The organism is Streptococcus infantis (genome assembly GCF_047460875.1).
Classification (GTDB): Bacteria; Bacillota; Bacilli; order Lactobacillales; family Streptococcaceae; genus Streptococcus; species Streptococcus infantis_AA.
The window spans coordinates 1-19,684 of sequence record NZ_JASHFI010000005.1; the positions used below are offsets into that span (position 1 = coordinate 1).

At 40.2% G+C, this 19,684-nt stretch carries 18 protein-coding genes and 1 pseudogene; 11 read left to right on the plus strand and 8 right to left on the minus strand.

Annotated features, from left to right (window positions below; all coding sequences use genetic code 11):
* The 4 genes and pseudogenes from QM887_RS04650 to QM887_RS04665 form a co-directional block, all read right to left on the minus strand.
* Positions 1-72: pseudogene (locus QM887_RS04650) on the minus strand (transposase); the annotation flags it as partial.
* 77 nt (positions 73-149) lie between these two features.
* A complete protein-coding gene (psaA, locus tag QM887_RS04655; RefSeq protein WP_254730474.1) occupies positions 150-1,079 on the minus strand; it encodes a metal ABC transporter substrate-binding lipoprotein/adhesin PsaA in 930 nt (309 codons plus the stop codon).
* 31 nt (positions 1,080-1,110) lie between these two features.
* Positions 1,111-1,959: a metal ABC transporter permease gene (locus QM887_RS04660; protein ID WP_006148893.1), complete on the minus strand. Its 849-nt coding sequence runs from the start codon at positions 1,957-1,959 to the stop codon at positions 1,111-1,113.
* On the minus strand, positions 1,956-2,678 hold the full coding sequence (locus QM887_RS04665; protein WP_414270738.1) for a metal ABC transporter ATP-binding protein: 723 nt from the start codon (positions 2,676-2,678) through the stop codon (positions 1,956-1,958). The genes QM887_RS04660 and QM887_RS04665 overlap by 4 nt, the downstream gene beginning before the upstream one ends.
* Before the next feature lie 179 nt (positions 2,679-2,857).
* On the opposite strand from QM887_RS04665, the gene QM887_RS04670 reads away from it, so the two are divergent.
* Together QM887_RS04670 and QM887_RS04675 are read left to right on the plus strand one after the other, a co-directional pair.
* A complete protein-coding gene (locus tag QM887_RS04670) occupies positions 2,858-4,750 on the plus strand; it encodes a M13 family metallopeptidase (RefSeq protein ID WP_414270739.1) in 1,893 nt (630 codons plus the stop codon).
* Between the two features lie 87 nt (positions 4,751-4,837).
* The gene (locus QM887_RS04675) at positions 4,838-5,602 is read left to right on the plus strand and encodes a hypothetical protein (RefSeq protein WP_414270740.1); all 765 of its coding nucleotides are present in this window, start codon (positions 4,838-4,840) and stop codon (positions 5,600-5,602) included.
* Positions 5,603-5,707: 105 nt separating this feature from the next.
* Here the strand turns inward: QM887_RS04675 and QM887_RS04680 are convergent, their stop codons facing one another.
* Both QM887_RS04680 and QM887_RS04685 read right to left on the minus strand, forming a co-directional pair.
* Positions 5,708-6,337, minus strand: coding sequence for an MBL fold metallo-hydrolase (locus QM887_RS04680; RefSeq protein WP_075229542.1), 630 nt, complete (start codon positions 6,335-6,337; stop codon positions 5,708-5,710).
* Positions 6,338-6,441: 104 nt separating this feature from the next.
* Positions 6,442-7,518 carry a DUF2974 domain-containing protein gene (locus tag QM887_RS04685; protein WP_414270818.1) on the minus strand — a complete coding sequence of 359 codons (1,077 nt, stop codon included), beginning with the start codon at positions 7,516-7,518 and terminating at the stop codon, positions 6,442-6,444.
* A 95-nt stretch (positions 7,519-7,613) separates the two neighbouring features.
* Between QM887_RS04685 and QM887_RS04690 the strand changes: the two genes are divergently transcribed.
* From QM887_RS04690 to QM887_RS04715, 6 genes are all read left to right on the plus strand, one after another.
* A complete protein-coding gene (locus QM887_RS04690) occupies positions 7,614-8,291 on the plus strand; it encodes a response regulator transcription factor (protein ID WP_414270742.1) in 678 nt (225 codons plus the stop codon).
* Complete coding sequence (locus tag QM887_RS04695; protein ID WP_414270743.1) at positions 8,284-9,258, plus strand: sensor histidine kinase; 975 nt, start codon at positions 8,284-8,286, stop codon at positions 9,256-9,258. Before QM887_RS04690 ends, QM887_RS04695 begins: the two co-directional genes overlap by 8 nt.
* Positions 9,259-9,583: 325 nt before the next feature.
* Positions 9,584-10,342, plus strand: a complete 759-nt coding sequence (locus QM887_RS04700; RefSeq protein ID WP_006152604.1) for an ABC transporter ATP-binding protein — start codon at positions 9,584-9,586, stop codon at positions 10,340-10,342.
* Position 10,343: 1 nt separating this feature from the next.
* Positions 10,344-12,335 (plus strand): ABC transporter permease, encoded by a 1,992-nt coding sequence (locus tag QM887_RS04705; RefSeq protein WP_414270744.1) that lies wholly within the window; start codon positions 10,344-10,346, stop codon positions 12,333-12,335.
* Positions 12,336-12,949: 614 nt separating this feature from the next.
* Positions 12,950-13,273, plus strand: a complete 324-nt coding sequence (locus tag QM887_RS04710) for a potassium channel family protein (protein WP_001253404.1) — start codon at positions 12,950-12,952, stop codon at positions 13,271-13,273.
* Entirely contained in the window at positions 13,270-14,319 is a 1,050-nt protein-coding gene (locus QM887_RS04715) for a DUF389 domain-containing protein (protein ID WP_247925905.1), read from the plus strand. The genes QM887_RS04710 and QM887_RS04715 overlap by 4 nt, the downstream gene beginning before the upstream one ends.
* A 212-nt stretch (positions 14,320-14,531) precedes the next feature.
* Here QM887_RS04715 and thrS read toward each other — a convergent pair whose 3' ends face one another.
* Together thrS and QM887_RS04725 are read right to left on the minus strand one after the other, a co-directional pair.
* A complete protein-coding gene (gene thrS / locus QM887_RS04720; protein WP_414270745.1) occupies positions 14,532-16,475 on the minus strand; it encodes a threonine--tRNA ligase in 1,944 nt (647 codons plus the stop codon).
* Between the two features lie 318 nt (positions 16,476-16,793).
* Positions 16,794-17,168 carry a hypothetical protein gene (locus tag QM887_RS04725; RefSeq protein ID WP_414270746.1) on the minus strand — a complete coding sequence of 125 codons (375 nt, stop codon included), beginning with the start codon at positions 17,166-17,168 and terminating at the stop codon, positions 16,794-16,796.
* A 205-nt stretch (positions 17,169-17,373) separates the two neighbouring features.
* On the opposite strand from QM887_RS04725, the gene rpsO reads away from it, so the two are divergent.
* The 3 genes from rpsO (at position 17,374) to QM887_RS04740 (ending at position 19,677) form a co-directional block, all read left to right on the plus strand.
* Positions 17,374-17,643 carry a 30S ribosomal protein S15 gene (gene rpsO, locus QM887_RS04730; RefSeq protein ID WP_001018251.1) on the plus strand — a complete coding sequence of 90 codons (270 nt, stop codon included), beginning with the start codon at positions 17,374-17,376 and terminating at the stop codon, positions 17,641-17,643.
* Positions 17,644-17,873: 230 nt separating this feature from the next.
* The gene (locus QM887_RS04735) at positions 17,874-18,920 is read left to right on the plus strand and encodes a FecCD family ABC transporter permease (protein WP_414270747.1); all 1,047 of its coding nucleotides are present in this window, start codon (positions 17,874-17,876) and stop codon (positions 18,918-18,920) included.
* Position 18,921: 1 nt separating this feature from the next.
* Complete coding sequence (locus QM887_RS04740; protein WP_414270749.1) at positions 18,922-19,677, plus strand: ABC transporter ATP-binding protein; 756 nt, start codon at positions 18,922-18,924, stop codon at positions 19,675-19,677.
* Positions 19,678-19,684 lie beyond the last annotated feature (7 nt).

The following is a 19,684-nucleotide window of genomic DNA, read 5'->3' on the forward strand; positions in this document are numbered from 1 at the left end:
AAGCTTCTCTAAGCTATAGCCTTGTTTTCTAAGTTCATAGATCTGAACTTTATCATCATAAGTTAATTTCATAATAAAAACACCCCAAAAGTTAGATTTTTATGTCTAACTTTTGGGGTGCAGTTCAGTGACTGACGTTTTTAAAATGATTATTTAGCTAAACCTTCAGCAATCTTGTCAAGGTTGTATTTCATCATGTTGTAGTAGCTGTCGCCTTCTTTACCTTGTTCTGCGATAGAGTCAGTAAAGATTTGTGCGTAGATTGGGATGTTTGTGTCTTGTGAAACAGTCTTCATTGGACGATCATCGACACTGGACTCAACAAATAGTGATGGGACTTTCATTTGGCGAAGTTTTTCAACCAAGGTCTTGATTTGGTCAGGAGTTCCTTCTTCTTCAGTATTGATTTCCCAAATATAGGCACTTGGGACACCGTAGGCTTTAGAGAAGTATTTGAAGCATCCTTCACTGGTTACGATGAGTTTTTTCTCAGCAGGAATATTGTCGAATTTAGCTTTAGCTTCCTTGTCAAGTTTGTCTAGCTTATCAGTATATTCTTTGAGATTTTTTTCGTAAAATTCTTTGTTGCTAGGGTCTTTAGCGCTCAATTGTTTTGCGATGTTTTTAGCAAAGATGATCCCATTTTCAAGGTTGAGCCAAGCGTGTGGGTCTTCTTTGCCTTTTTCGTTTTGACCTTCAAGGTAGATAACATCAACGCCTTCGCTGACTGCAAAGTAGTCTTTGTTTTCAGTTTTCTTGGCATTTTCTACCAATTTTGTAAACCAAGCATTTCCACCTGTTTCAAGGTTGATACCGTTATAGAAAATCAAATCAGCTTGAGAAGTTTTCTTGACGTCTTCAGGTAGTGGTTCGTATTCGTGTGGGTCTTGACCAACAGGAACGATACTGTGAAGATCAATCTTGTCACCAGCAATATTTTTAGTAATATCAGCGATGATTGAGTTTGTAGCAACAACTTTTAGTTTTTGACCAGAAGCTGCATCTTTTTTTCCACTAGCACATGCTACAAGAGCAATGACGGAAAGAAAGAGAACGAGTAATGTACCTAATTTTTTCATTAGATCCTCCAATTTATTGGGGCTTTGCCCCTTATTTTAACAAATGTTTATTTTTCAGTTTCAAATATCGTTGTTTTGGAGCGATAAAGAAGCTAATGAGAAAGAAACTAGCAGCTGTAAGCACGATACTAGAACCTGCCGCAACGTTAAAGCTATAGCCGATAAAGAGTCCCAAAACTGAAGCTGTAGCTCCAAAGGTTGAGGAAAGGAAAATCATACTTTTCAGGCTATTAGCATAGAGATAAGCAGTTGCAGCTGGGGTAATCAGCATGGCTACAATCAGGATAGTTCCGACACTTTGCATGGCTGTCACAGACACGAGAGTTAGGAGTACCATGAGTAAGTAGTGATAGAAATTGACAGGCATTCCCATGGCTTTAGCCAAGAGTTCATCAAAGGACGTTATCAAGAGTTGCTTGAAGAAAATCCAGATTAACAAGAGAATGGCTGCCCCTACACCCATAGTAATAAACATATCTGTATCTTGAACAGCAAGAATATTACCAAAAAGGATATGGAAAAGGTCAGTTGAACTTTTAGCGACACTAATCAAGATGATACCGAGGGCTAAGAAAGAAGAAAAGGTAATGCCGATGGCGGTATCGCTTTTGACAATCGAGTTTCCCTTGATGTAGGTAATGATGATAGCAGCTAGCAGTCCAAAGACAATGGCTCCGATAAAGAAGTCAATGCCCAAGATGAAGGAGAGGGCTACACCTGGTAAGACAGCATGTGAAATGGCATCTCCCATGAGTGACATCCCACGTAGAATGATGAAACATCCTACAGCTCCAGCTACGACCCCGATAACAATAGCTGTTATCAAGGCATTTTGTAAGAAATGGAATTTTTGCAATCCATCGATAAATTCTGCAATCATAGGTCACCTCCATTGAAAAAGAGTCGATTACCGTAAGCTTCTTTGAGATTGGCTTGGGTAAAGGTTTCTTTGGTCGGACCAAAAGCAATCACTTCTCGATTGACAAGCAAGACTTGATCGAAGTAGTTGGGAACCTTGCTGAGGTCGTGGTGGACGATGAGAACCGTCTTCCCAGCTTTTTTCAGATCTCTCAGCGTATTCATGATGATTTCCTCACTGACTGAGTCAATCCCAACAAAGGGTTCATCTAAGAGGATATAGTCGGCTTCCTGCACCAAACATCTGGCAATCAAGACCCGCTGGAATTGACCTCCAGACAGTTGACTGATTTGCCGTTCAGCGTAGTCAGCTAGGTCGACGATTTCAAGGGCCTCTTGCACTTTCTTCCAATGTTTAGCATTTAAACTTCGAAAGAGAGGAATAGAGGGAAATAGTCCTAACGAGACGCATTCCTTGACCTTGATGGGAAAGTTGTAGTCGATATGAATTTTTTGTTCGACATAGGCGATTCGATGTAAGGATTTTTTAACTTCCTTGTCATCGAGAAATGCCTGACCTTGATGTGGGATAATTCCCAGCATACCTTTTAATAATGTTGATTTCCCAGCGCCGTTTGGGCCAATAATTCCGGTAATCGTTGGTCCTTGGAGCACTAGTGAAATATCCTTTAGTGCCAACGTTTCTTTGTAGGAGACACTGAGGTTTTCGATACGTATCATACAATTATATTCCTCCTATCTTTTAATATACATTAAAATAAAAATTAAGTCAAGTTAATTTTTGTAAATATTTAAAATATTAATAATGAAAACAATCAGGAGAAGATGGCATTTTTAATTGCAATCCCCAGGGATTTTTGCTAAGCTAAGAATAAGTGAAAAATGAAAGCGAGAACAAGATGACACGTTATCAAGATGATTTTTATGATGCTATAAACGGTGAATGGGAAAAGACTGCCGTCATTCCAGCTGATAAATCGAGAACAGGTGGTTTTATCGACCTTGACGAAGAAATTGAAGAGTTGATGCTAACGACAACCGACAAATGGTTGGCAGGTGAAGATGTGCCAGAAGATGCTATCTTGGCAAACTTTGTCAAGTACCATCGTATGGTCAGAGATTTTGACAAACGAGAAGCAGATGGAATCAAACCAGTCCTTCCTTTGCTTAAGGAATACCAAGATTTGAAAAGTTTTGCGGATTTCGCAGGTAAACTAGCAGCATTTGAATTAGCTGGCAAACCAAACTTCCTTCCATTTGGTGTATCACCAGACTTTATGGATGCTAGAACCAATGTTCTTTGGGCTAGTGCTCCAGGAACAATCTTGCCTGACACAACCTACTATGCGGAAGACCATCCACAGCGTGAGGAATTATTGAACCTTTGGAAAGAAAGTACTCGTAATCTTCTCAAAGCCTATAACTTCTCAGATGAAGAAATCGCAGATCTTTTAGAGAAACGATTGGAATTGGACCGTCGCATCGCAGCTGTCGTCCTTTCAAACGAAGAGAGTTCAGAATACGCCAAACTTTACCATCCATACGCTTACGAAGATTTCAAAAAGTTTGCGCCTGCCCTTCCATTGGATGACTTTTTCCAAGCAGTTATTGGGCAAACTCCAGATAAGGTTATCGTAGATGAAGAACGTTTCTGGCAAGCAGCAGAGCAATTCTATAGTGAAGAAGCTTGGCCTTTGCTCAAGGCAAGCTTGATTTTGAGTGTGGTCAATCTTTCAACGAGCTATTTGACAGACGAGATTCGTGTCTTGTCAGGTGCTTATGGACGTGCCCTTTCAGGAGTTCCAGAAGCCCAAGACAAGCGCAAGGCTGCTTACCACTTAGCCCAAGGACCTTTTAAACAAGCTCTTGGCCTTTGGTATGCCCACGAAAAATTCTCTCCAGAAGCCAAAGCAGACGTAGAGAAAAAAGTGGCGACCATGATTGACGTTTATAAGGAACGTTTGGCAAAAAACGACTGGCTGACTCCTGAAACTCGAGAAAAAGCCATCGTCAAACTCAATGTCATCAAGCCTTATATTGGTTATCCAGAAGAACTGCCAGCTCGCTATAAGGACAAGGTAGTGGATGAATCTGCTAGCCTCTTTGAGAATGCCCTAGCCTTTGCGCGTGTGGAAATTAAGCACAGCTGGAGCAAGTGGAATCAGCCGGTTGACTACAAGGAGTGGGGAATGCCAGCTCATATGGTGAATGCCTACTACAATCCACAAAAGAACTTGATTGTCTTCCCTGCTGCTATCTTACAGGCACCATTCTATGACTTGCATCAGTCATCTTCTGCCAACTATGGTGGTATTGGTGCAGTTATCGCCCATGAAATCTCTCACGCCTTTGATACTAATGGAGCTTCCTTTGATGAAAATGGAAGTCTCAAGGATTGGTGGACAGAGAGCGATTATGCAGCCTTTAAAGAAAAAACACAGAAGGTTATCGACCAGTTTGATGGTCAAGAATCTTACGGTGCAAAAATCAATGGGAAATTAACTGTATCCGAAAACGTTGCCGACCTAGGAGGAATTGCTGCAGCGCTAGAAGCTGCTAAGAGAGAACCAGACTTTTCAGCTGAAGAATTCTTCAACAACTTTGCGCGTATTTGGCGTATGAAAGGCCGTCCAGAGTTGATGAAACTCATGGCTAGCGTTGACGTACACGCGCCAGCTAAACTTCGTGTCAATGTCCAAGTTCCAAACTTTGATGACTTCTTTACGACCTATGATGTCAAAGAAGGCGACGGCATGTGGCGCTCACCAGAAGACCGCGTGATTATTTGGTAAAATGATTTCTCAACCAAGTATAATTTGGCGTTAATGACTTATGTTTGAAGTTTATCCATCTGAAAATGCAATGCTATCGAGGTTAACATGAAGAAATTTTTAATGATGCTTTCAGCTATTCTTTCGATTTCAGTTTTGTCATCTTGTGGTCTCAATAAAAATAATAGCAATACAGAACCTTCATCTGCACTATCATCTGTTTCCAAAGACGATAAGTCTAGTACATCAACAGAAGTAAAGACTGAAAATACAAGCGACTCCTTAACCAAGTCGTCACAATCAATTGCTGAAAATAAGAAGGAAACTGGACCAGATTTGTATAAAGAAGTGATTGAACGTTATAATCACTATACAGAGCTTTTACATCAAGGTAATAGAGAAGATTTATACGAGGAAAATAAACAGCACAAGATTGCTTCAGAAGAATATAGCATGATTTTCTCTCGAATGGATTATCAAAATGCACCAGACTTTAAATATGCCCTTCTTGATTTGAATAAGGATGGGCAAGATGAGTTACTTATTGGCGATGAAAAATTTGTTTCAGCCATTTATTATTTGGAAAATCAAAAACCAAACTTACTTCACACAGCTTATGTAGCTTCTGCAGGTGGTTTTCGCTCAGGCTTTGTTATTTACGAAAATGGTCTAGTCTCTTATGCAGACTGGCAGTCAACTCGTCCAGAAATGAACCTGGCTCTATATTCGTTTGATAAAAATGGAGTGCAGAAGATTAAAGAAGCAACTATTCAAATCGGTGGTAATGAAAAAGCAGAGCAAGTTTTAGATATTTCTTCTGAAAAGCTTGATTTGTCTAACCTTGACTGGAAAGAATTGAATCCAGCTAATTAGTTTTGAATTATTTTTCTAGTCAATGTTGATTCTTCTGAGCAAGTAATGATGTAGAAATTGAAGCTACACAAAAACCAAGGATGATTGTCCTTGGTTTTTCTCTTGCTAGAAAAATGGATTAAAGGTTTTTTCGTGAGCGATGGTCGTAGCCGGACCATGTCCTGGATAGACATCGTAGTTTGGAAGGGTGAAGAGCTGGGTTTGGACACTATGAAGGAGTTGTTCCATACTACCAGTTGGCAAATCTGTCCGACCAATGGTTTCTCGGAAAAGGGCATCTCCCGTTAAGACCAAGTGTCCATCTGGGAAAACCAATGAAACTCCACCGATAGAGTGGCCTGGCGTTGGTAAGACTGTGAAGCGGAATTCTTCAATCTGGTATTCTTCATGAAAGACAAAGGTTTGTTCAGCTGGTTTGCAGATGACATCTGCCATATCGTCATGTCGAGGGAGACCAGAAAGATTATCAACAGGAGTATAGAGCCAAGATGCTTCACTTTCTGCCACATACACTGGAGGATTTCCAAAAGTATCTCTGACCAAGTCCAGACTCAAGATGTGGTCGTAGTGGGTGTGGGTCAGAAGAATGGCACAGACCGGTTTGTTGATGGTTTCGATAGTCTTGCGAATGGCCTCCCAATGGCTACCAGGATCAACTACAATCAGGTGTTGCTCCCCTTCAAGATAATAAGTATTTTCATAGGCGACAGGATTCACAGTTTTATGGATTTTCATAGGATTTCCTCTTTCAAAGATTTACAGTTTCTAGTATAACACAGAAGCACAAAATAAGGAATCAACAAAAGAGTCCCTCCATAAAGGAAGGGACTTTTAACTTTTTAAAAATGATTTTTCCAGGCTTGGAAGCGTGCATCCAATAGGAGTTGTGTCAGGTTTTTTAAGATTTCGACTTGCTCGGGCTCTAGTGTCTGGGCTTGAGAAACAAGTTGTCGAACATGGTCGATAGCATTTCTAGAAGATAAATCGTTGATGGAAGTGATTCCAGATTCTAGGATGGTTCCGAAAAAGAGATCAAAGTAGAGCTCTAGTTCTTCATCGGGCACACTGTCCACCCATTCCTTAAGAGTGTCTTTGATTTGGAGACTTTCGCTACTGATGGCCTCTAGTTGGACAAAGTGGTGTCCTTCAGTTAGCCAGCTGAAAGTATTGTGTTGAGCGATTCCACCGAGAGCCGTAGATTTGACGACGGTAGGAGTATCAGGAACTTCTAGCATCATGCCGATGACAGAACCTTGTGGGACATAACGGTGAAATTTAGGGATAACATCTTGATAACCAGTCGTTTCTGTCAGATGAGCCTGCAAACCAGGAGCATCGTAGGTATAAACTGCTGATATCTTTTCCTGCAATTCAGGTTGGATTTGACTAGCAGCATAGACGGCTAGATTCCCACCTTTAGAATGCCCAGCAAGAAGTACTTTTTGTTTTGGATATTGTTTAAAGAAATCTTCCAAGTATTTAAGAGCATGCTTTTGGGCAGGGATTTCCTTCATATAGGTCATATGGAAATCTTCCTTCCAGCCAATAATACTGTCGTCTGTGCCACGAAAGACAATGAGATAAGTATCTAGGTTCAGACGATAGGTCATAGCAGCGAACTGTTTCTGTTGCTCAGTGTCAATCTCGTTAATAAAGTTTGATAGCTTGCAATTTCTAAAACGTTTGTGTAGGGCAAGCTGGTCTAAAAGTTTCAGACGTTCTTTATTGGTCAGCATGGTACTTTCTCGAGGGACGCGTGTTGCGACATCGCTTAAACGATTGACAGGCTGGTCCAATAGGTTATCAAAAGGAAGATAAGTCAGCTCTGTCAAAGCAAGTACATCCAGTTCATTTAAAGGAAGATCATAAAAAGAATCGTATTGAACATCAGTTAGATAGTCAAAAATATTGGCCATGGGAATTCCTTTCTTAACTTTTATCATATCAGATTTGCATCAATTTCGCTAGTAGTCAGAAGAATTTTGCTATAATATAGAAAAAGGAGGAGCAGATGCATAAGATTTTACTAGTAGAAGATGATCCAGTAATCCGTCAGCAAGTTGGGAAAATGCTCTCTGAATGGGGTTTTGAAGTAGTCATGGTAGAAGACTTTATGGAAGTTCTGACGCTATTTGTTCAAACTCAACCTCATCTGGTTCTCATGGATATCGGTTTGCCTCTCTTTAATGGTTATCATTGGTGTCAGGAAATTCGCAAGATTTCCAAAGTTCCTATTATGTTTCTGTCTTCAAGAGACCAGGCTATGGACATCGTTATGGCTATTAATATGGGAGCAGACGATTTTGTGACCAAGCCTTTTGACCAGCAGGTACTTTTAGCTAAGGTACAAGGATTATTGCGTCGCTCTTATGAGTTTGGACGGGATGAGAGTCTCCTAGAGTATGCTGGAGTTATTCTCAATACCAAGTCTATGGATGTGCATGTCAATGGCAAAGCTATCAGCCTAACCAAGAATGAATTTCAGATTTTACGAGTTTTATTTGAGCATGCTGGAAATATCGTAGCGCGTGATGATTTGATGCGGGAACTCTGGAACAGTGACTTTTTTATCGATGACAATACCTTATCTGTTAATGTCGCTCGTTTGCGCAAGAAACTGGAGGAAGAAGGTTTGATTGGTTTTATCGAAACCAAGAAAGGGATAGGGTATGGATTGAAACATGCTTGAACTTAAAAGTTTTTTTCTAGCTTATATCCGTTCGCGTAGCCGTTTTTTTGCTTTTATTCTTGCTCTTACAGGTTTGCTTTTTCTCTTTGAAATCTTGTTTGATAAGCAAGGGCCCTACTTTAACTATTTCTTCTTTCTATCTACATTTTTGACATTTTTGTTTTTGGTATTTGATTTCTTGATAGAATTGCAACGTTATCGTAAGGAATTGCTCTATGGCGAAAGAAAAGCTAAGTCACCAATGGAAGTCCTTCTAACTGAAAAATTAGAGAAAAGCGAATCTGAACTCTATCAAAAGAAATCAGATGCTGAAAACCGCTATAATGATTTGGTGGACTACTATACACTCTGGGTTCATCAGATAAAAACACCAATTGCAGCCAGTAAACTCCTAGTGAGCGAGGTGGCGGATCGCCAACTGAAGCAACAGATGGAGCAGGAAATTTTTAAGATTGATTCCTATACCAACCTCGTTCTCCAATATCTACGCTTAGAAAGCTTCCATGATGATTTGGTGTTGAAGAAAGAAAATATAGAAGATCTGGTCAAGGAAGTCATTCGCAAATATGCCATTTTCTTTATCCAGAAAAACCTAAGTATTAATATGCATGACTTGGACAGAAGGATTGTGACGGATAAAAAATGGTTGTTGGTGGTCATTGAACAAATCCTTTCAAATAGTCTCAAGTATACTAATGAAGGTGGAATTGAAATCTACATGGAAGGTTCAGACCTTTGCATAAAAGATACTGGTATTGGTATCAAAAACAGTGATCGGTTGCGAGTCTTTGAACGTGGATTTTCAGGATATAATGGTCGAATGACCCAGCAGTCATCTGGACTTGGGCTCTATCTAACCCAGAAAATCAGCCAAGAATTAGGACATCAGATTCAAATAGAATCCGAACTTGGGCAAGGAACAACTGTGAGGATTAAGTTCTCTGAAGTGGATTTACTGATTGAATGAAAAGAATTGTGAAGAGCTTGGAAGAAACCTTTCAAGCTCTTCTTTAGACCTTGATATAGTGAGAAAAAGGCTTCAATTATTTAAAAATGTAATCTTACAAAAATGTAAGATTAAAGGCTTCTTTTGTAAGGTTATGTTATGGCAAGCCCTCTTTTTTTGGAGTAAACTTAGAGCATAAAGAAAAAGGAGAGGAACCATGAAAACAATTTTACAAAAGAAACAAACAAGTAAGCCGAGTCCAAGGGATATCGAGCGAGTTCAAATCGGCATCGAAATGATGCAAGCTCAGTTTCAATTAATGGGATATTAAAAAGGAGAAGTTAAAATGACACTATTAGATGTAAAACACGTTCAAAAGATTTATAAAACTCGCTTTCAAGGCAACCAAGTAGAAGCTCTGAAAGATATTCACTTTACCGTTGAAAAAGGCGACTACGTCGCTATCATGGGTGAGTCTGGGTCTGGTAAATCTACTCTACTGAATATTCTAGCTATGCTTGACAAGCCAACGCGTGGCCAGGTCTTCCTAAATGGAACTGACACAGCTACCATTAAAAATTCTGAAGCATCAAGCTTCCGTCGTGAAAAGTTAGGCTTTGTCTTCCAAGACTTCAATTTGTTAGATACGCTTTCTGTTAAAGACAATATCTTACTCCCTTTGGTATTGTCTAGAAAGCCTATTACAGAAATGATGAAAAAATTGGTCGTGACGGCCGAAAATCTTGGCATCAATCAATTGCAGGAGAAGTACCCTTATGAAATCTCTGGAGGGCAAAAACAAAGGGTAGCAGTTGCACGGGCTATCATCACAGAACCAGAAATTCTCCTTGCTGATGAGCCAACAGGTGCCCTAGACTCTAAATCATCTGCTGCCCTCCTTGATATCTTTGATCAGATCAACGAGCAAGGGCAAACCATTCTCATGGTGACCCACTCAACAGCAGCTGCTAGCCGTGCAAAACGTGTTCTTTTCATCAAGGACGGTATTCTCTATAATCAAATCTACCGTGGTGAAAAGACGGATCGTCAGATGTTCCAAGAAATTTCTGACACCTTGACTGTTATGGCAAGTGAGGTGAACTAGTATGTTTCGATTAACCAATAAGTTGGCCATATCCAACTTAATCAAAAACCGCAAACTCTATTATCCGTTTGCTTTGTCTGTCATTTTGGCAGTCACTATCAGCTATCTCTTTTACTCCCTAGCCTTTAATCCTAAAATTGTGGATTTGCGTGGTGCATCTTCTATACAATTTACCCTACAACTAGGGCTTGTCGTTGTGACACTTGCATCTGCCATTATCGTGCTTTATGCCAACAGTTTTGTCATGAAAAATCGCTCCAAAGAACTGGGTGTATATGGCATGTTGGGCTTAGAAAAGCGCCATTTGATTGGTATGACCTTTAAGGAACTCTTGATATTTGGGCTAGTAACAGTCACTGCCGGGATTGGAATTGGTGCCCTCTTTGATAATCTGATTTTCGCTTTGCTACTTAAACTTGCAAAGATGAAGGTAGAGTTAGTTGCAACTTTCCAATGGTCTGTAGTGCTTTCAATCCTTCTGGTATTCGGTTTTATCTTTTTAGTCATCGTTTTCCTGAACGCTGTACGCATTATCCGTATGGATGCTCTTCAGCTTTCTAGAGAAAAAGCGAAGGGTGAGAAGAAGGGGCGTTTCCTAGTTCTTCAGACGCTTGTAGGGCTAATTACTCTAGGTGGTGGCTACTACCTAGCACTAAGCGTAACAGATGCTTTCAAAGCTGTCGCTACTTTCTTTATTGCGGTTATGTTAGTTATTGTAGGGACCTATCTCTTATTCAATGCTGGTATTACAGTTTTCTTACAGTTGCTCAAGAAAAACAAGAGATATTACTACCAACCTAATAATCTCATTTCTGTTTCTAACCTTATCTTTCGTATGAAGAAAAATGCTGTCGGATTAGCAACCATTGCCATCCTTTCAACCATGGTTTTGGTTACTATGTCTGCAGCTACTAGTATCTACAACGGATCTGAGAATATGAAAAAACTCATGTATCCTCACGATTTTGATGTTAAGGGACAACATGTAGAAGTTGAGGATTTAGACAAGCTTTTGACTCAATACGCTAGCGAAAAGAACCTAACCATCAGCAATAAGGACGTCCTCAATTATGCAAGTTTCGGTCTTTCGAGTCAAGAGGGGACCAAATTAACCATCTTTGAAAAAGGGCAAAACAATGTCATGCCTAAGACAGTCTTCCTGGTTTTTGATCAAAAAGATTATGAAAAAATGACTGGACAAAAGCTGAACCTTACTGGTAACGAAGTAGGACTTTGGGCTCGAAATGACCAACTTAAAAATCAGAAAGCATTTAGTCTGAACAATCAGGACTATACGATCAAGCAAGAAATCCAGCAGGATTTTATTGCCAATCATGTTTCTAATCCCTATGTACTATTGGTATCGGATTATAACTATCTTGTAGTAGCTGATATTCAAAGTTTTTTGGAACAGTACCAGGATTCAGCTGTATACACACAGCTCTACGGTGGTATGGATGTAACAGCTAGTCTAGAGGAACAGTTAAAGCTATCTGATGATTTTGAGGAGTTTGTAAATAATTTTAGTCATAATCTCAAAAATGAAGACGGCATGGTTTATGGTGGAGGCACTGCAAGTGACGCAATTGCCCAAATGAATGCTCTCTTTGGAGGAGTTCTCTTTATTGGTATTTTCCTCTCTATCATCTTTATGATTGGAACTGTACTCGTTATCTACTATAAACAAATCTCAGAAGGTTATGAGGATCGTGAACGCTTTGTCATCCTACAAAAAGTGGGCTTGGATCAAAAACAAATCAAACAAACCATTAACAAGCAGGTCTTGACTGTTTTCTTCCTCCCTGTAATCTTTGCTTTCCTACACTTGGCTTTTGCCTATCATATGTTAAGTTTGATTCTTAAGGTCATTGGGGTAGTAGATACAGCTATGATGTTAAGTGTAACACTTTCTATTTGTGGTATCTTTGCCCTCATCTACGTACTTATCTTTATGATTACTTCAAGAAGCTATCGTAGAATTGTTCAAATGTAAAAACAGAAACATCAAAAAAGAGAGTGGGACAGAAATCGTTAATTCGTTAGAATTCGATTTCGTCGTCCCACCTCCGCACAGTTGAATAGGGCTGTATGCGTAGTAGAGCCCACTCAACCACTGCGTCTTGCTCGACAATCCAAAGACAATTGAGAGGCTAGGACTTTTGTCCCAGCCTCTTTTTTAGTAGCTGGGATTTTGTCCCAGGTTTTTTCTCTTATTTTTCAACACGTGATTTGTTGGCGATATCAACTAGGATTGTTGCTACAAACTCATCATGTTTAAAGATTAAAACGGTATCTTCTTTCAGAGGAGATACCGTTTTTTTTTTCGGATAAGGAAAAAATTTTCTTTCTTTCTCTATCTTTTTAAATTAATTGATTTCTTCAGAGAAAGACTGTAAAATTTTTGATATAATGTTAAGAAGGGACTGATTCAAGACAGTCATATCTGGTCTTTCTTCCAGTCATTTTTCAAACAATATCAGTTGATAATCAGCTTAAATCAGATCTATCAGTTTGTCTATCTTTCTCTGATGGAGATCATGTCCTATCTTCACTTTGATTATTGGAAAAAACGGCTCGGTCAGGAGCTAGTATGAATAAGGAGAACAAATGAGACGTTTAAAAATGTTATGGCATATTATACAGGTTACGGGTTTTACTCGGTTTGCTCTGAGTTTTGTGACCTTTGTTTTTGGGTCAGGAGGCGTGCTTTTCCTAGTTGAACCTGCTATCACAAATTACGGAGACGGTCTTTGGTATGCTTTTGTGACTTCGACGACTGTCGGCTACGGGGATCTCCTAGCTGTGACCTTGATTGGAAGGATTACCAGTGTCTTCTTGACGATTTATGGGCTCATATTTTTTGGCTGTTTATCAGCTGTTATTATTAATTATTATACCGATTTAAATAAGGAAAGAGGAGAGGACAAATGACTGCCAATTATTCAACACGGGAATACCGTGAGAAATTATACGATGACCTTCATGTTCGATTGAGAGATACAGCGATTTTGATGTGTGCAATTTTTATTGCCTCTATCGGTCTAAATATGAATTCAACAGCTGTTATTATTGGAGCCATGTTAATTTCACCTCTCATGACACCGATTGTTGGACTGGGATTCGGTTTAGCTATTTTTGATACGCGTTTAATCAAGCAATCTCTAGAGGTTTTATTGACTCAAGTGTTGGTCAGTTTGCTTGTCTCGACTCTGTATTTCTGGATTTCTCCCTTGTCTTATGCAAGTAGCGAGTTGATCGCACGAACCTCTCCAACCATTTGGGATGTTCTCATTGCTATTGCTGGTGGGATTGCTGGTGTGATCGGTTCAAGGAAAAAAGAAGCAAACAATATCGTGCCAGGAGTAGCCATTGCTACAGCTTTGATGCCGCCTATCTGTACTGCTGGCTATGGTTTAGCTAATGGGAATGTACGATTTTTATTGGGGGCTCTCTATCTTTTCTTGATCAACTGTGTCTTTATCATGCTAGCCAACATTGTTGGAACAAGAATTTTGATGAGAAAATCTCCTTTAACTTCATTTAAAGAGCTGAGCATTAAAATGAGAATTGGCTTGATTTCTTTGATTGTATTGTTGATTCTTCCAGCTAGCTATTCGGCAGTTACTCTGACAATAGAACAAGCGCGCAAAGAAGGGATCAAACAGTTTGTAGGAAAAGAGTTCGCCAATTATACGGTTATTAATCAAGTCTACAAGTCAAGTAACAATGAATTGGTCTTGACGGTTGTTGGAGATCCGATTTCAGAAGAAGAATTAGAAACACTCCACCAAAAACAAGCCTCTTACGGTATTCAATCTGTTCAATTGAAAGTGAATCAAGTTCAGAACTCGCCAACATTAGATAGTGAAGCGACCAAGGAATTTTATGAAAACATTGACAAGTATATTGATCAAAAACTCTCTGAAAAAGATTCACAAGATGACATCGTAAAAGAAATTGAGGCAGACAAGGACTAAGGATAGTCAACTTATCTAACTCATGGAAGCAAATCTTGGGAGGATATCCTATATCCAAAAGTTAATGGATAGAAAGGATTGTTGATGAGAATACTATTTGTAGTGGTTTGACCAATCACTACTAGCTCAGCTTAATCAAAATATAAAAAAGCAACAACTATTTCAGTTGTTGCTTTTTCTTACTGAAAAATGTTTCTCAGACTGTGATCGTTTTATTTCTCAACACGAGATTTGTTGGCGATATCAGCTAGGATAGTTGCTACAAACTCATCTACTGGCACAGTGTTTGTTTCTTTTTGTCCATAGCGACGAACGTTGACAGTTCCGTCTTCCATTTCCTTGTCACCAACGATCAATTGGTAAGGAATCTTGCTAGTTTGTGATGCACGGATCTTGAATTGCATTTTTTCATTACGTTCATCCACATCAGCACGGACACCACGGTCACGGAGCTTCTTAGCCACTTCCCAAGCGTAGTCCACGTGTTTCTCGTTAGATACTGGGATGAGGGTTACTTGATGTGGTGCAAGCCATGTTGGGAAGGCACCCTTGTAGTTCTCAATCAAGATCGCTGTGAAGCGTTCCATGGTTGAGATAACCCCACGGTGGATCATAACTGGGCGATGTTCTTCACCATCAGCTCCGATGTATTTAAGGTCGAAGCGTTCTGGGAGCAAGAAGTCAAGCTGGATCGTAGAAAGGGTTTCTTCTTTTCCAAGGGCAGTCTTAACCTGGATATCCAATTTTGGTCCGTAGAAGGCTGCTTCCCCTTCAGCTTCAAAGTAGTCAACGCCCATTTCATCAAGGGCAGCACGAAGCATGGTTTGGGCATTTTCCCACATTTCATCGTTATCAAAGTACTTGTGAGTATCTTGAGGGTCACGAAGAGAGAGGCGGAAACGGTATTCATTCAAGTTGAAATCTTCATAAACATCGATAATCAACTGAAGAGCACGTTGGAATTCTTCTTGGATTTGTTCTGGAGTCACAAAGAGGTGACCGTCGTTGAGAGACATTTCACGCACACGTTGAAGACCAGTGAGGGCACCAGATTTTTCATAGCGGTGCATCATCCCGATTTCAGCGATACGGATTGGCAATTCACGGTATGAGTGAACATGGTGTTTAAAGACTTGGATGTGGTGTGGACAGTTCATTGGGCGAAGGACGAATTCTTCCCCATCTCCCATATCCATAGTTGGGAACATGTCTTCTTGGTAATGATCCCAGTGACCAGAAGTCTTGTAAAGCTCTACAGAAGCAAGTGGTGGAGTGTAAACGTGTTGATAGCCAGAAGCCAACTCTTTATCGACGATGTAGCGTTCTAACTCACGACGGATTGTCGCACCATTTGGCAACCAGAATGGTAGACCTTGACCAACTTCTTGAGAAATCATGAAGAGATCAAGCTCTTTACCAAGTTTACGGTGGTCACGTTCTTTGGCTTCTTCACGCATTTGAAGGTAGTTTTTCAAGTCTTTCTTGTCGAACCAAGCTGTACCGTAAATACGTTGCATCATAGCATTGTCACTATTTCCGCGCCAGTAAGCACCAGCTACATGGAGAAGGTGAAAGATTTGGATGCGGCCTGTTGAAGGGACGTGAGGTCCACGGCAGAGGTCCACGTATTCACCCTGACGGTAGATAGTCAAACCACCCTCGTCTTCTGAGTGTTCCTCGATCAATTCCAACTTGTAAGGGTCGTTTTTGAAGATTTCACGGGCTTCATCTTTTGTCACTTCTTCACGAATAGATGGGAAGTTTTCTTTAACGATTTTTTGCATTTCTTCTTCGATACGAGGAAGGTCTTCGTTAGAGATTTGACCCGCTTGGTTATCAGTATCGTAGTAGAAACCATCTTCGATAGCTGGACCGACACCCAAGTGAATGTCTGGGAAGAGGCGACGAGCTGCTTGAGCGAACAAGTGGGCTGCTGAGTGACGTAAGATATCCAATGCATCTTCGTGATCTGGTGTCACGATTTCGATGCTTCCGTCTTCAGTAATAGCACGAGTAGTGTCAATGAGTTTGCCGTTGAATTTACCAGCCAAAGCTTTTTTAGCTAGAGAATTGCTGATTGATTGAGCAATTTCAAAAGTTGTAACGCCAGATTCGAATTCACGAACAGCGCCATCTGGGAAAGTAATTTGAATCATGTTTTTCTCCTTATATTAGTTATCAATTATTTCTATAGCAGAAGTGTTTCCCTATTTTGCAGTCTTAAATCAAGAAAAACAAAAAGCGACATCCTAAAAAGGACGTCGCAACGTGGTTCCACCTTCATTTATGTTCCTCAAAAAAGAGGGACACCTCTGATTGGCTCTAACGTGGCCACCGTTTTATGTTTGCATAAAAGTCAGTAGAGTAGTATCAGTTTAGTTTTCCTATGCGTTCTCAGCAACCACGCACTCTCTGGTAGAAAGGGGCTAAGTGACTTGTCTCTATGCATTATTATAGCATGATTGTGAGATTTTTCAAGGATTTTGTGAAAGTTTTTTGTTTTTCAGTTTTTGCACTAGATTCTTAATAGCTACACCGACAGCCATACCCGCGAGGGCAAAGATTTCATAGGCTAGGAAGTAGAGAAGGATAAATTCTCCGAAAGTAATGATGGTAAAGCAAAAGAGCAAGCCAACTCCAATTAACCACCAAACTGAGAACTTGAAACGATAAGAGTAGAATAGTGATACTATGAAAGTCACCAGTGGAGAGAAGATAATAACGTTGCCGATGGTGAGCTCCTTCAAGATATAGTTTTCAGTAATAGTCCATAATAACAGCTCATAAAGTGGCCAATAAAAGAAAAATACGACCAGATAGTAGGGGAGATATTGCGAGAATTTACGCATGGTAATCACCTCTCTTTTCAAGATGTCTACTTAGATATCCTTCCTATAACTATTATAGCACTTTTGCGGTAAGAATAGTAAATCAGTTGACAAAGAACTTAGTTATTGGTAGAATAGGAAATGTCGTAAAGACAAATAACTTCTTCTTGGTTACAGGCATGCCAACCTGTCACTCGGATGAAGCCAAATAAAAAGGAGAAACATCATGGCAATCTCAAAAGAGAAAAAAAATGAAATCATTGCACAATATGCACGTCACGAAGGTGATACAGGTTCAGTAGAGGTTCAAGTTGCTGTCCTTACTTGGGAAATCAACCACCTTAACGAACACATCAAACAACACAAAAAAGACCACGCTACTTACCGTGGATTGATGAAGAAAATCGGTCGCCGTCGTAACTTGCTTGCATACTTGCGTAAAAACGACGTTAACCGTTACCGTGAGTTGATCAACTCTCTTGGACTTCGTCGCTAATCTTGCGTCTAAAACGTTTCTATACTTCGTTGGCTTCGCCTCGATGTACCATCAGTACAATCTTCGGCTTGCCGCCTAGTCTATAAACGTTTTATCCAGCAAGAATCAAGCTCTCTGACTTCAGAGGGCTTTTTTGTGTGCATTTTTCTAGTCTTGTTCCTGATTTAGAAATGTGGTATACTAATTATGAAAATTGTCTAAATTTTTAATTTTTGTTAAAGGAGGGTTTCATGCTTTCCAAATTTTCTGGAAGCCATCAAAACCTGAGATATTGTTTTTTACTAGCTATCCTGTTAGGAGCTTTGGGGATTTCTCTGTTTCTGGCAGTTTCTATGGGGTCTGTTCAAATTAGTTTGAGTGATACCTATCGGATAATTTTGAGTCAGTTAGGGGCTCCTTTTGAGATAGGAGACATTTCAAAGTCTACGCTTGCTATTGTTTGGAATATGAGATTGCCACGGGTTTTTCTTGCTTTGATTGTGGGTGCAGGCCTTTCCATGTGTGGTAGTGTCATGCAGTCAACTGTCAACAATCCAATAGCAGAGCCCTATGTATTAGGAATTTCAGCCGGGGCAACCTTTGGAGCAACTTTAAGTATTATTCTTGGATTTAAAGTTATGATTGGTCTAGGTTCTTTCCTAGGAGCGATTTTAGCAACAGTTGCAGTTCTTCTCATTGCGTCTATGCAGGGTAGGATGACAACTTCTAGCTTAATCTTATCGGGTACGGTAGTGAATGCCCTATTTTTGGCTTTTTCAAACTTTATTATCTCTATTGGGGCCAATGCTGATAGCGTTATGACCATCAAGTTTTGGACCATGGGTTCTTTAGCGGGGATCTCATGGGCTCACTTAACCTTGCCAACTATAATCGTGGGAATCGCTTTTTTATTTTTCTCTACCCAATACCGTGTTTTCAATGCCATGATGATGGGAGATGAGGCGGCTTTGACTTTGGGAATTCCCTTGCGTTTTTACTGGTATCTTTATGTGACGATTGTAGCTGTGATGACGGCAGTCCTAGTTTCGACTTGTGGGATCATAGGTTTTGTAGGTCTGATAACACCTCATCTGGCCCGAAGTTTGGTTGGTACAAATTATAGAAGGCTTTTTCCAATTGCAACCTTACTAGGCGCCCTCTTTGTCGTCTGGGCAGATGTCTTTGCTCGCGTTTTGATTCAAAATGCTGAACTACCGATTGGAATTTTCACGGCCCTAGTAGGTGCACCTTTCTTTATCTACATGGTTGCAAGTAGACGAAGGGAGGTGAGAGTCTGATATGGACTTAATGTGTCAGGATATTCACTTTGGAATCGGAGAAAAAAAGATTCTCAAAGGAGTCTCACTTAAACTTGAGGGAAACCAATTTCATACTATTTTGGGACCAAATGGAAGTGGAAAGACCAGCTTGTTGAAACTCTTCTATAGACAGGAAAAGCCGAATCAGGGCTTGATTTCTTTAGATGGGAAGCCTCTAGAACAAATGAGCGTCAAAGAAACGGCAAAGCAGATGGCAGTCATCACGCAGTTTAATCAACTTCAGTTTGATTGTACGGTTGAGGAGATTGTCATGTTGGGTAGAACACCCCATCTCTCTTTCTTGCAAAAGGAAAAAGACAGAGACTTTGCTTTGGTTGAGGATGCTTTGGTCAAGGTAGATATGCTCGAAAAGAGAAATCGACTCTACTCTTCTTTGTCAGGAGGAGAGAAGCAGCGGGTTCTGTTAGCACGCGCCTTGGCCCAAGAGCCGACCCTCTTGCTCTTAGATGAACCGACCAATCATTTGGATATCAAGTATCAGCTAGACTTATTGACCATTGTCAAAAATCTTCAGATCAACGTGCTAGCTGTCTTGCATGATATTCAGCTAGCTTGTCGCTATTCAGACTATCTCTACCTCATGAAAGAAGGGGAGATTGTTTACCAAGGTACTCCAAAAGAGACCATCACACCCGAGTCATTGCAGGCTGTCTATGGCGTTCAAAGTAAGGTAACTTGGACAGAAGATCAGCAAGCCATGATTCACTATTTATAAAAATTAA